Origin of the sequence: Longispora albida DSM 44784, from assembly GCF_000379825.1 — a bacterium.
Lineage (GTDB): Bacteria > Actinomycetota > Actinomycetes > Mycobacteriales > Micromonosporaceae > Longispora > Longispora albida.
In genome coordinates this window covers 421,637-433,978 of record NZ_KB903835.1, presented here as the reverse complement: position 1 = coordinate 433,978, position 12,342 = coordinate 421,637, and the positions used below count along the sequence as shown (strand labels likewise).

At 69.7% G+C, this 12,342-nt stretch carries 12 protein-coding genes; 4 read left to right on the top strand and 8 right to left on the bottom strand.

Going from position 1 to position 12,342, the window contains the following annotated elements; translation table 11 throughout:
* Positions 1–61: 61 nt before the first annotated feature.
* The 6 genes from A3G1_RS0125355 to dacB form a co-directional block, all read right to left on the bottom strand.
* Positions 62–1,477 carry a DUF11 domain-containing protein gene (locus A3G1_RS0125355; RefSeq protein ID WP_157641386.1) on the bottom strand — a complete coding sequence of 472 codons (1,416 nt, stop codon included), beginning with the start codon at positions 1,475–1,477 and terminating at the stop codon, positions 62–64.
* Between the two features lie 110 nt (positions 1,478–1,587).
* Complete coding sequence (hpt, locus tag A3G1_RS0125350; RefSeq protein WP_018352302.1) at positions 1,588–2,139, bottom strand: hypoxanthine phosphoribosyltransferase; 552 nt, start codon at positions 2,137–2,139, stop codon at positions 1,588–1,590.
* Positions 2,140–2,257: 118 nt separating this feature from the next.
* On the bottom strand, positions 2,258–3,193 hold the full coding sequence (gene tilS, locus A3G1_RS0125345; protein ID WP_018352301.1) for a tRNA lysidine(34) synthetase TilS: 936 nt from the start codon (positions 3,191–3,193) through the stop codon (positions 2,258–2,260).
* Positions 3,190–4,209, bottom strand: coding sequence for a zinc-dependent metalloprotease (locus tag A3G1_RS0125340; protein WP_018352300.1), 1,020 nt, complete (start codon positions 4,207–4,209; stop codon positions 3,190–3,192). Before A3G1_RS0125340 ends, tilS begins: the two co-directional genes overlap by 4 nt.
* Positions 4,210–4,213: 4 nt before the next feature.
* Positions 4,214–4,726 (bottom strand): phosphoribosyltransferase family protein, encoded by a 513-nt coding sequence (locus A3G1_RS0125335; protein ID WP_018352299.1) that lies wholly within the window; start codon positions 4,724–4,726, stop codon positions 4,214–4,216.
* 25 nt (positions 4,727–4,751) lie between these two features.
* Complete coding sequence (gene dacB / locus A3G1_RS0125330; RefSeq protein ID WP_018352298.1) at positions 4,752–6,110, bottom strand: D-alanyl-D-alanine carboxypeptidase/D-alanyl-D-alanine endopeptidase; 1,359 nt, start codon at positions 6,108–6,110, stop codon at positions 4,752–4,754.
* 220 nt (positions 6,111–6,330) lie between these two features.
* Between dacB and A3G1_RS36805 the strand changes: the two genes are divergently transcribed.
* A complete protein-coding gene (locus A3G1_RS36805) occupies positions 6,331–6,864 on the top strand; it encodes an inorganic diphosphatase (protein WP_051110651.1) in 534 nt (177 codons plus the stop codon).
* A 69-nt stretch (positions 6,865–6,933) separates the two neighbouring features.
* Positions 6,934–7,755, top strand: a complete 822-nt coding sequence (locus tag A3G1_RS0125320; protein ID WP_018352296.1) for an LURP-one-related family protein — start codon at positions 6,934–6,936, stop codon at positions 7,753–7,755.
* A gap of 125 nt (positions 7,756–7,880) precedes the next feature.
* Here A3G1_RS0125320 and A3G1_RS0125315 read toward each other — a convergent pair whose 3' ends face one another.
* On the bottom strand, positions 7,881–8,345 hold the full coding sequence (locus A3G1_RS0125315; RefSeq protein ID WP_018352295.1) for a MarR family winged helix-turn-helix transcriptional regulator: 465 nt from the start codon (positions 8,343–8,345) through the stop codon (positions 7,881–7,883).
* Positions 8,346–8,440: 95 nt separating this feature from the next.
* On the opposite strand from A3G1_RS0125315, the gene A3G1_RS0125310 reads away from it, so the two are divergent.
* Together A3G1_RS0125310 and A3G1_RS0125305 are read left to right on the top strand one after the other, a co-directional pair.
* The gene (locus A3G1_RS0125310) at positions 8,441–9,718 is read left to right on the top strand and encodes an MFS transporter (RefSeq protein ID WP_018352294.1); all 1,278 of its coding nucleotides are present in this window, start codon (positions 8,441–8,443) and stop codon (positions 9,716–9,718) included.
* A 173-nt stretch (positions 9,719–9,891) separates the two neighbouring features.
* Entirely contained in the window at positions 9,892–10,713 is an 822-nt protein-coding gene (locus A3G1_RS0125305) for a PSP1 domain-containing protein (RefSeq protein WP_018352293.1), read from the top strand.
* Here the strand turns inward: A3G1_RS0125305 and A3G1_RS36800 are convergent.
* The gene (locus A3G1_RS36800) at positions 10,710–12,290 is read right to left on the bottom strand and encodes a metallophosphoesterase (RefSeq protein WP_018352292.1); all 1,581 of its coding nucleotides are present in this window, start codon (positions 12,288–12,290) and stop codon (positions 10,710–10,712) included. The genes A3G1_RS0125305 and A3G1_RS36800 overlap by 4 nt on opposite strands.
* Positions 12,291–12,342 lie beyond the last annotated feature (52 nt).

Genomic DNA, 12,342 nt, shown 5'->3' with positions numbered 1-12,342 from the left:
GAGTCACTCCGGATATTTGACGGTACACCGTGCCAGCCGTTAACGCGGAGTGGCTAGCCGTCTAGTGTGTGACGGCGGTCACCACGGCGTTGTCCCCCGGGTCGGGATCCAGGGTGGCCGCCGCGACGCTGGCGGCGTTGGGCACCTTGGTCCCGGGTGGCACGGGTGCCTGCGGTCGCAGGGTGAGTACTAGTTCCACGCTAGCGCCCTTCGCCAGTGCCCCGACCTGACACGTCAGCAACTGCTCGGTGAAAGTGCAGCCTGGCACCGGTTCGGGCTGACCGAGCACGGTGTGGACGGCTTCCCTGAGCACGATGTCGGACGCCGCTGAGGGCCCGGCGTTGGAGATCTTCACGGTGTACCGCCACGCGTCGGTCACGTCGAGCCTGCTGTGCAGCGCGAGGTTCGCCGCTGGCGTAATCCGGATGGCCGGGGACCAGCCGATCGCGGTCCGGCTGAAGTCGGGAAGGTACGCCGGCGCGTAGATCACGGCCGCCGTGCCGCGTACCGAGCTGCCGCCCGACTCCTCCCCCGCCCGGACCGTCATGGTGAGCTCGGTGGCAGCCCCGGCCGCCATCCGGCCCAGGGGTACCCACATCTGGCCCCACTCCACCTGGCCCGGCCCGGAGACGAGCGTCGTGCCCTGCGGGATGGGCGCCAGCAGGCTCAGGCCGATCAGGTCGGCACCCGGCCCCGCCTTGATCTTGTAGGTGAAGGCGATCAGGACGCCGGGAATGACAGGGTCGCCGAGAGACGGGTACCGCTCGGCGGCCGCGGAGACCTCGACGGTCAGGTCGGGCGCCGGCAGGTCGACGGCCGCGTAGAGCGCCCCGATCAGCCCCCGGCCGTTGCCGCTGCCCGCCACATGGAAGCGGGAGCCGGCCACGATCGGGACCGAGCCGCCCTGGTCGACCGGCTGGCCGTTGACCGTGGCCGCCTGGTCGCCGTACCCGATCCAGCCGACCGTGGCCGTCCCCTGGTGGTCGAGGGTCAGCTCGGCGTCGGCGGCCAGGCCGTCGGCGAGGAGGATCTGCCGGTACGGGGCGGCGTCGTGGGTGTAGGCGACGACGAGGGTCCACTGGCCGGCCACGGCTTCGTACTGCCCGTTCCCGCCGGACTTGACCTGCTCGGTGACGTCGGCAGTGGCCTGGTACCCGCCCTCGCCCGGTTCGAGTTCGCCGGAGATCTGGGTGTAGCCGCTGGCGCCGGGCGACCGGAAGCCGATCGTGGCGATGCCGCCGGCCTCGGGGAGGTCAGCCCACCAGTAGAGCCGGGCGTGACTGACGCCGGCCTTCTCCGGTACGCCGACGGGATCGCGGGCTGTGGCCGTGTCGAGGCCGCCTCGCCCGGTCGTGGAGTAACGGAGGGTGATCCCCTCCGGGGCCGCCCCGGCGGGCAGGGCTGGCCCGGCGGCGAGGCTCACGGGTACCAGAAGCAGGCTGCACAGTCCGCGCAGCACAGAGGCAGGTTGGAGCATGACCACCCCCTAGAGAGGATGGTCACACTCTATGTCTAATTTGGTGGTAAACCAATGGGTACGACAAAATTGTCCGCACCGGACACTGCGCCGCACTCCATTACGGAGTGTTACCGGCTGTAGACCTCGGGCTTGAGCACGCCCACGAACGGCAGCTCGCGGTAACGCTCGGCGAAGTCCAGCCCGTACCCGACGACGAACTCGTTCGGGATGTCGAAGCCGATGTAGCGCACCGGCACGTCGACCTTCACGGCGTCCGGCTTGCGCAGCAGCGCGACGACCTCGATCGAGGCCGCGCCGCGCGAGGCCAGGTAGCGCAGCAGCCAGGACAGGGTCAGCCCCGAGTCCACGATGTCCTCGCAGACCAGCACGTGCCGGCCGGCGATGTCACGGTCGAGGTCCTTCAGGATCCGGACCACGCCGGAGGACGTCGCGGCCTGCCCGTAGGAGGACACGGCCATGAACTCCAGCTCCGTCGGCCGCGGGAACGCGCGGGCGAAGTCGGCCATGAACATCACGGCGCCCTTGAGCACCCCGACCAGCAGCAGGCCGTCACGGTCCGCGTAATCGGCCGCGACCTGCGCGGCGAGCTCGGCGGTGCGCTCCTTGATCTGTTCCTCGGAGACGATGATCCGGTCAATGTCGTCGGCGTACCACCCCATGACCCATAGCCTGCCCGATGGCCTGAGTCACTGCACGGCGACCCCCCGGATTTCATGTTCTCTTCAGGAAAGCCGGGCATGACGGGAACAGCGCACCAGGTGTACCGGAACGGAACACTCAGGTATCCGATGCCACCAGCCTGCCGTTCCGCCGGGTCACCGACACGTTGCCAGGGAGGGGGATCGGGCCCTGGCCGCGCCAGTTCGTGACGAGGGCGTCGACGGCGAGGATGTGCTGGTGGGTCAGGTCGGCGGGGAGCGCGCCGCTGGCGAGGGCCCAGGTACGGATGACGCGGGTGCGGATCGGGGCTGCCAGGGCCGCGAGGCGGGCGGTGTCGAGCGTTTCAGCCGGCCGGTACGCCTCGGCGGCCTGCCGGTCGAGCTCGGCGCAGTCGGCGGCGACGAGGGCTGCCGTGCGGGCCAGGTTGGCCACGACCTTGGCGCCGAGGGTGCCGATGAGCTCGCGGACGCGGGCCCGCGCGTACCGGTCGTCGGTGTTGTGCGGGTCTTCCCAGCTGTCGAGCCCCTCGTCGGCGCACGCCTGGCGGACGGTGGCGCGGGGCAGGTCCAGCAGCGGGCGGGTGTAGACGCCACGGCTGGCAGGCATGCCGGAGATCCCGCGCGGGCCGGAGCCTCTGGCCAGGGCCAGCAGTACCGTCTCGGCCTGGTCGTCCTGGGTGTGCCCGAGCAGTACGGCGCTCGCGCCGGTCTCGGCTGCCACGCGTTCGAGTGCTTCGTACCGTGCTGTGCGCGCGGCGGCTTCCGGGCCGGCGCCGGGGTTCACGGTGACTGTCTCCACGCGTACAAAGTCGAAGTGGTTTTCCGCCCAGGCGGCCAGGAGTGACGCCCGCTCCGCCGAGCCTTCCTGGAGCTGATGGTCCACAGTGACCAGTCCGGTGCGCAAGCCTGCGCGTGGCCCCTCGAAGGCCAGCGCTGCGGCGAGAGCCAGCGAGTCGGCACCGCCGGAACACGCGACCAGAACCGGCCCGGAAGCGGGCAGGGTACGGCGGACGGCCACCCGGACGGCAGCGACCGCAGCGGACGGACCGGTCACTGCACCCGGGCGATCCAGGCAGCCGGATCCGCCAGCTCCTCGGTGCGGGGCAGGGTCAGCGGGGATTCGAAGACCTTGTTGAAACCGGCCATGCCCACCTCGCCGACGACAGCCGAGACGAACTTCCGCCCCTCGGTGTACTGCTTGAGTTTGGCGTCGATGCCCAGCAGCCGCCGGATGAACTTCTCGATCGGGTTGGCGGCGGACCTGCGGGCGGTGAACTTCGCCCTGATCTCCTCGACGCTCGGCACGACCTGCGGGCCGACGCCGTCCATCACGAACTCGGCATGCCCCTCCAGCAGGGTCATCAGCGCCGTGAGCCGGGCGACGACCTTCTTCTGCTCCGGGGTCTGCACGGCGTCGAGCAGGTTGACGGAATCGTCGGACAGCGCAGAGAAAGCCTTGCGCATCCGCTCACCGAAGGCCTCAGTGTCCCCTTGGGACGCATCAGCGAAGGCCTGGATCTCGCCGAGGAAATGGCCACGCATCCAGGGCACGGCCGTGAACTGCACCCGGTGGGCCACCTCGTGCAGGCACACCCAGAGCCGGAAGTCGCGGGGGTCGGCGCCGAGCTGCTGCTGCACCTCGGTGATGTTCGGCGCGACCAGCAGCAGCTGCCCCGGAGCACCAGAGAACACCTCGTACTGCCCGAGAACCTTGCCGGACAGGAACGCCAGCACCGTGCCGGCCTGCGCTCCGGTCAGCTTCGAGCCGACCAGGCTGGTCAGCAGGCCAGGCTCCTGGTTCACCATGCGGGGCACGAGGGTGCCGAACAGGTTCTTCAAGCCATCGATGTTGGCCTGTGCCCAGTCGGCCCGGTCCACGACCCGGATCGGTGGCAGATCCGGCGGGCAGCGCAGCCCGGTGAACTCCTCCACGTGCCCGGCGGCCTCATCGGCCAGGCGGCGCAGCTCGGTGACGGTCTCCGCCGCCTCGGTGTAGGTGACCCGCGGCCCGGAGCCACCCAGTCTCGCTGCGGTCGCGGCGGCCAGCTCCCAGTCCACGAACTGCGTCATGCACCTAACGTAGCGCGTCGTAGGAGATCAGAGCCCTTACGTCCGCGAACTCTTCCTCGCCCATGTCGACGACCACCGCCGCACCGATCCACGAGGCTCCGGCCCGCTCCACCAGCGCGCGGACCGCCCGGGCCTGCTCACCGCTCTCCACCAGGTCATCGACGAACAGCACTCGGTCGCCGGGGCCCACCGCGCCACGGTCCAGCGCCAGGACACTGCCGTCACGCAACGGCGCACTGTCCAAGGCGGACACCTGGCCCGGCTCTGCCTTGCGCACCGCGGCGAAACCCACTTTCAGGTGTACCGCGACGAGCGGACCCAGCATGTACCCGGAGGACTGGCTCCCGGCCACCACCGTCGGCCGCTCCTCGAACAACCCGGCGAGGGCCGGCCCGAGCGCCGCGAGGATCTCGGCGTCACGCCACCAGGCCCGCAGGTGCAGGTACCCCTCGCCGACGAACTGGACCCGGTCGCGCAGCAGCGAACGAAGCATCGCCTCCCGGAGCGCCTTCCTCACCGGGCCCTCACGGCCGGTCGAGCACTCACGGCAGGCGGGCCAGGAGGACGGCGACCTTGTCGAGCGCCGCCCTGGCCTGGTCCATGTTCGGGGTGTCGCTGGCCATGATGGCGAACCCGAGCTGGCGGCCGCCCCGCGTGGTGACAATGCCGGCCAGGGAGTCCACGCCGCTCAGCGTGCCGGTCTTCGCCCGGACCACCCCGGCCCCGTCGCTCGTCGTCGGGTACCGGTCGTCGAGCGTGCCCGAGTACCCCGCGACGGGCAGGCCGGTGAACAGTGTCCGCAGCTCCGGCCGGTCGGGCTTGGCCGCGAGGACGAGCAGCGCGCCGTAGAAGTTCGGGCTGACCTTGTTCCTGGCGGACATCCCCGACCCGTCGACCTGTACCGGCGGGGTCAGCCCCAGCCCGGTCAGCGCCTCCTTGATCGCCTCGGAAGCGCCCTCGTAGGAGGCCGGCTTGCCCCTGGCGAGCGCGACCTGCCGGGCGAGCACCTCGGCGACCATGTTGTCGCTGGTCGTCAGCGAGTACTCGACGAGGCGGGCGATGGTCGGCGAGTAGACCTTGCCGAGCTCCTTGGCCTCGGGCGCGGCCTTGCCCGTGCTGACCGCGCTGGCCGGGAGCCCGAGCAGCTTCGCGAACTGCGCGCCGGCGACAGCCGAGGCGTCGAGGTGGCGCGGCGTGCCCTTGCCGCCCTTCGGGTCGACCCTGGCGCCGTCGGTCGCGAGGGCAGTGACGTTCGTCACCCAGCCCTCGGTGAGGTCGGCGGGCAGCCAGCCGGGGCCGGCCGCCGGGCCGGGGAACAGGGTGCCGTCGACGATCACCTTGGTGACCGGCTGGCCGCCGTTGTTCTTCTTGACCTGTTCGGCGAGGTCGGAAAGCTTGGCGGCGCCCGGGTACGCGCCGTTGCCGTCGACGGAGAGCGTGGTGTCCCCGCCGCCGATGATGATCACTTCACCGGGGTTGGGGCCTGCCACCACCCGGGTCTCGATCCGGTACTCCGGGCCCCGGGTGATCAGCACTGCCGCGCTGGTGGAGAGCTTGATCGTGGAGGCGGGCGTGAGCGAGGTGTCTGCGGCACGGTCGTAGAGCTTCTCGCCGGTCGCGAGGTCGACCACGACGGCCGAAACCTTCGTGCCGAGCCTCGGGTCGGCGATCGCGGCGGAGATCGCGGCGTTCACCGCGGCCGGCGTCACGGCCGGCGCATCCTTTTTGCCCGGATCGAGCACGGCGGCCGGTGCGGCGTCAGCCGGCAGGCCGGCCCAGAACGACAGCTTCGGCTGCTCGGCGAGCGGATCGAGCGCCACGGCTGCCCCACCGGCGGCGCCGAGCACGGTCACGGCGGCGAAAGCCGCGATCCACCGGCCTTTGCGCGGCTTTTGCTCCACACTGGGTACCGCATTCGCGGACACTTGGGGTGGCACAGATGGTGACGAGCCATATACAGTGCCGCGCGTGGGGCGCGCATCGTAGCCTGCCCCTGGCGCAGGCTGCTCCGAGCCCGTCGCTTGTGTGCTATGCCTCCCCATGAGCCCCCTCTTTCTGCCTGCGGCCAGCTCTACCTGAGACTAGATTGGATAAACAGCGATGCGCGACAAGGGAGTTGGCGTGGAGTTCGAGGTAACGATCGAAATCCCCAAGGGTCAGCGGAACAAGTACGAAGTTGACCACGCCACGGGGCGCATCCGCCTCGACCGTACCTTGTTCACGGCGACGCAGTACCCAGCCGACTACGGCTTCATCGAGGGTACGCTCGGCGAGGATGGCGACCCGCTCGACGCGCTCGTCCTGCTCCAGGAGCCCACGTTCCCCGGCTGCCTGATCCGCTGCCGCGCGATCGGCATGTTCCGGATGACGGACGAGAAGGGCGGCGACGACAAGGTTCTGTGCGTCCCGGCCAACGACCCGCGCCAGGAGCACCTGCGCGACATCAACCACCTGCCGGTCTTCGACAAGCTCGAGATCCAGCACTTCTTCGAGGTCTACAAGGACCTGGAGCCGGGCAAGAGCGTCGAGGGCGCGACCTGGGTGGGCCGGACCGAGGCCGAGGCCGAGATCAAGAACTCGATCGACCGGCTGGCCGCCTCCGGCGAGCACGAGGTGCCGGTCGCCCCGACCGCGGCGCCGCTCGGCGAGCACTAACTAGATCTTCGTCACGAGCCCGCCTTCCCGTACTGGGGAGGCGGGCTCGTCGCATGTCACCCTTGGGCCATGACGACCCCTCCCCCGCCTCCCGGCTGGTATCCCGACCCCTCCGGCACTCCCGGGCACCGCTGGTGGGACGGCCAGCAGTGGACGGCACACACACAGCCACAGCAGCGTCAGGCTCCCGAGAGCGTTCTCGAACTGTCCGTCGAAGGCGCGCACGACCCGGGCCGCATCCAGCAGCAGGTCCAGCAGCAGGCCGGGGTCCGGCAGGCAGCCTCCGGGGGCGGCACCCTGTTCACCGAGCCCGTGATCGTGGTCAACCAGAAGACCAAGCTGATCGAGCTGAACAACGAGTACGCCGTCTTCGACCAGCAGGGCCGTCCGATCGGCTCGGTGGTCCAGGTCGGGCAGAGCGGCGCGGTGAAGGCGCTGCGGTTCCTGACGAGCGTCGACCAGTTCCTGACGCACAAGCTGGAGGTCAGGGACAACGGCGGGCGGGTGCAGCTGCTGCTGACCAGGCCGGCGAAGTTCATGAAGTCCCGGGTGGTCGTGCAGCGCGGCGACGGGCAGCCGGTCGGCGAGATCGTCCAGCAGAACGTGTTCGGCAAGATCCGCTTCGCGCTGGTGGCCGGCGGTCACCAGATCGGCGAGATCCGCGCGGAGAACTGGCGGGCGTGGAACTTCGCCATCGTCGACCACACCGGCACCGAGATCGCCCGGGTGACGAAGACCTGGGAGGGCATGCTCAAGACCATGTTCACCACTGCCGACAACTACGTCGTGCAGATCCACCGGCCGCTGGCCGATCCGCTGCTGAGCATGGTGGTCGCCTCTGCGCTGACCATCGACACCGCGCTCAAGCAGGACGAGCGGGGTCTCGGCTAGACCCATTTCCTTGTACCGGCCGCTCGTGCCGGGTTCCGCGCTCCGGGGACGGTGTCCATGATGGACTGTCCGCTGTGGGTGGTGCGAGGGACCGGTGCCCCGTTCACCGGTACCACGGGATCGCGCTATCTGTCCTCAGCGCACCGTTCGGCCATCGCCTCGTTCAGCCGGGTGAAGAGGCGGGCGAACTCGTCGCGCTCCTTCTCGTCCCAGTCGGCGAGCATCGCGGTGAGCTCGTCCCGCCAGCGGTTGTGATTGCGTTCCAGCGCGATCCGGCCCAGCTCGCTCACCCGGACCAGGCTGGCCCGGCCGTCGGCTGGGTCCTGCTCGCGGATGATCAGGCCGGCGCCCTCCAGCGCCGACACCTGACGGCTGATCGTCGACAGGTTCAGCTGGGCGGTGACCGCCAGCGCCGTGAGCCGGACCGGGCCGGCTGTCTCGATCATGCCGAGCAGGATGTAGGCGGGACGTTCCAGCGACCGGTCCTCGTCTGGCCGGATCAGCTGGTACAACGCCTGGGACCGGCGGAAGAAGAGCCCGATCTGGCCAATGATCTCATCAGCCGGGGTATGGGGCGGCGCCTGCGACATGGGACTCCTTCGGCCATCGCTTCATAGTTCGTGTGACCACCAGCACGGAAATAATGTGTCGACTGGGCAGTCCCGGGCAATAAAAACTTTGCGTCGTGAAAAGACACCGCTGGCTGCCGGACCTCAGCCCCCTGATCGAGCACCGCGATTACCGGCTGGTATTCAGCGCCCGCAGTGTCACCTTCCTCGGCGGAATGATCACGCACACCACTGTGCCGTACCAGGTCTACGAGATGACCGGGTCGGTGCTGGCGGTCGGCTTCATGGGGCTGTGCGAGCTGGTCCCGCTGCTTTTCATGGCGTTCGTCGGCGGTGCTCTCGCCGACTATATCGACCGGCGTAAGCTCGTTCTCTTCTCCGAGCTGGCATTCACCGTTCTGACCGCGCTTCTGATCGTGAATGCCGTGTGGCTGAGGGAGCTGTGGCTGCTGTATGTCTTCGCGGCGCTGACCGCGGCGGTGTTCGGCATCCAGCGCCCGGCGCTCGACTCGCTCTTCCCGAGGCTGGTGCCCGCCGGGCAGCTCCCGGCAGCCATCTCGCTCAACTCCGCCATGATCAATACGGGCATGCTGGCCGGTCCGGCGCTGGCCGGGCTCCTGATCGCCACCGTGCCGCTCGGCTGGGTGTACGCGTTCGACCTCGCCACGTACGTCATCTCGCTGGGCTGCCTGCTCATGGTCCGCGCGGTCGCCCCGCCGGAGTCCGCCGACCGGCCGAGCCTGCGGTCGGTGGTGACCGGGCTGAGGTACGCGAAGAACCGGCAGGAGCTGCTGGGCACGTACCTGGTCGACATGAACGCCATGTTCTTCGGCATGCCGACGGCCCTGTACCCGGCGCTGGCCGCCAAACTCGGCGGCCCCGGGGTCCTGGGGCTCCTCTACTCCGCACCGGCACTGGGCGCCCTGGTGGCCTCGCTGACGTCGCGCTGGGCGGAGCGGGTGCACCGGCACGGGCTCGCGGTCGCGGTCGCCGCGGCGTGCTGGGGGCTGGCGATCGTCGGCTTCGGATTGTCGGACTGGCTGTGGCTGGCGCTGGTGTTCCTCGCGCTGGCCGGCGCCGCCGACATGATCTCGGGCCTGTTCCGGGGGACGATCTGGGGCCAGACGATCCCCGACCGGCTGCGCGGCAGGCTGGCCGGGATCGAGGTGATCTCGTACTCCTCCGGGCCGACCCTCGGCCAGGTCGAGTCGGGCCTGGCGGCGAAGCTGTTCGGGCTGACCGGGTCGGTGGTGTCCGGCGGGCTGCTGTGCGTGGCCGGGACGATCGTGATCTCCGCGCTGCTCCCGAAGTTCGTCAGCTACGACAACCGGGAGGGCATCGCGCGGCGGGAGGCCGAGGAGGCCGAGTACGCGGCCGCGGGCTCCTCCACGTAGACAGGTTTATGCCTGCGGTGCCCGTGCCTGGGTCACACTGACCCGGCACAGGGCACCGCAGGCCCCTGCACCCCCCGCAGGTCTGCGAGCGCGCCGCGCTCTGTCATATTTCTACCACCTGGTCAGGGTTGCGGGTGATTTTTGGCGTTTTTCCGCCCGGTAGAGTGCCGGGCATGGGGATGCTGTGCGCGGTGAGCTTCAACCGCTACGGGCGGCTCTACTACCTCGACCCCGGCGACCACAGCCCCCAGGTCGGCGACAGGGTGCTGGTGCCGACCGACGACGGTGTCGTGGTGGCCGAGTGCGTGTGGGCCGCGCAGTGGGTCAGCGAGGACACGGAGGGCTTCCCGGTCCTGGCCGGGATCGCCAGCCAGGACGACCTCGACCGTGACGCCTACATCCGGCGGCGCAAGGCCGAGGCGAAGGTGGCAGCCAAGCGGCTGATCCGCGCCCACGACCTGCCCATGAAGATCGTCGCGATCGACCACACGCCGGGGCCGGACGTCGATCGCAGCACCATCTACTTCACGGCCCCCCAGCGGGTCGACTTCCGCTCGCTCGTCCGCGACCTCGGCGCGACGCTCAAGTGCCGGGTCGAGCTGCGGCAGCTGTCGGCACGGGACTCGGCACGGGTACAGGGCGGGATCGGGTCCTGTGGCCGTGACCTGTGCTGCGCGACGTTCCTGACGGACTTCGAGCCGGTCACGATCCGGATGGCCAAGGACCAGGACCTGCCGCTCAACCCGCTGCGGATCTCCGGGGCCTGCGGGCGGCTGATGTGCTGCCTCAAGTACGAACATCCGCTGTACCAGCAGTTCCAGGCGAGCGCGCCGGCCGTCGGGGCCCGGGTCGGCACGGACAAGGGCGACGGCCGGGTGGTCGCGCACAGCGTGCCGAGCGAGTCGGTCGTCGTACGGCTCGACGCCGACGGGTCACGGACGGCGTGCAACCTCGCGTCGGTGTGCGGGTCGCGCAGGGCGTACGAGGAAGGCTAAAGGATCTTGATCGGCGGCTCGATGAGATGGGGCCGCAGTTGCGTCTCCGGGAGAAGCACCGAGCCTCCAGTGCCGAGGTTGGGGATCCAGCGGCGGCCGGAGCGGGCCAGGCCGATCGGGTAGATCGTCAGCGAGCCGTCCGGGGCGAAGTGCATCCGCAGGAAACACTTCGCGTCGATGATGCCCTGCCCGGCGAAGAGCTCGTTGCTGTTCACCTTGAACCGGTCGGCCAGCACGAGGTGCGCCGCCACCACCTCCACCGCGACGGCCGAGACGACGAGCAGGTAGAGGACCGCCGAGGCCGTGGCCCAGGGTGGCGGCAGGTCCACAAAGGGCAGACGGTTCCAGATGTACATGCCGGTGAGGGCCACGAGTAAGTGCGCGGCGGCGTGCATCGCGGAGAGTATGTGGTGGCGCTTCTTCCTGACCTTGGCCTCCAGGGCCGTGAAGCCCCACGTCGCACCGATCACGACGCCGATCATGGCGAGCACCGGCATGGTGAGAATGCGCGGCCGGGACGAGACGAACGCCAGCAGGAGCAGCGTGTGGATCGTCCCCAGGAGAAGCGCGAAGGTGGGGTTGCGGAGCGGGATGCGCCAGAAGGCGCCCCAGGTGAAGCGCTTCGACTGGGCCGTGGAGGGATACGTGGCGTTGAGCGGCTGTACCTCGTCCCGGACGATGATCTTCTCGGGGAGGTTGTGCGTGCCGGCCAGGTACCCGCCGCCACCGCCGCAGGTGATGAACGCTTCGCCGTACCGTGCATAGTGGTGGGTGTCCCCCGACAGGTGCACCCTGACCTGCACGTCCCGGTCGCCGATCACCTTCTTCCTGAAGTACCGGATGGTGTCGTAGGCGTCGGTGCGTTCCGCCGTGTGCACCCACGTCGGGGCCGGCGTCGTGATGATCACGCGGTCGCCGGGCTTGAGCTCGCGGGCCGCCTTCTGGAAGTACACGAGCTGCGGCTCGTCGATGTACGCCTCGAACTGGAAGTCCATCGCGTACAGCCACCAGCCGTTCGGCAGCTTGAGCGCGAAGTAGCTCCGGCTCTGCGGGCTGCGCCAGCCCCCGAAGTGCTTCCCCTTGCCGAAGAGCCGCAGGAACGCGGTCAGGCCGTCGTACCAGTCGTGGTTACCCGGGATGGCGTACAGGGACGGGGACCTGGTGTCGTGCCCCGAAGTCCCCGCGCCGTCGGGGAAGGCCATCGTGTACGGGCCCTCGCAGCGCTCCCGGTACTCCTTGGCCGACCCGGCCGGATACACCTGGTCGCCGCCCATCACGAGGACGTCGCCCCGGGGCAGGGCCAGGTCCTCGCCGAGGTCGAGGGAGGGCTGTGCGAGCAGGTACGCGACGGAGTACGTCGGGTCGAAGCCGTCGCCGACGTCGGCCACGTAGTCCAGCCACAGCTCGCCGCCGGCCTCGTGGTGGAAGGCCTCCTGGTCGAACATCGCCTGGAGTTCCCGCTTGTCGAGGTACGCGCCGAACCGTTGTGCGAGCACGACGCGCAGCGCCGTACCGGCCAGCTGCCCGGGTGCGAACCAGGCGACCGGCTGCTTCCTCACGGGGGGTGTGGCGTCCATCGGTTCGCAGGGTACGTCTCCGGCGCGCCGGGCGATAGATCCTTGTCACCGA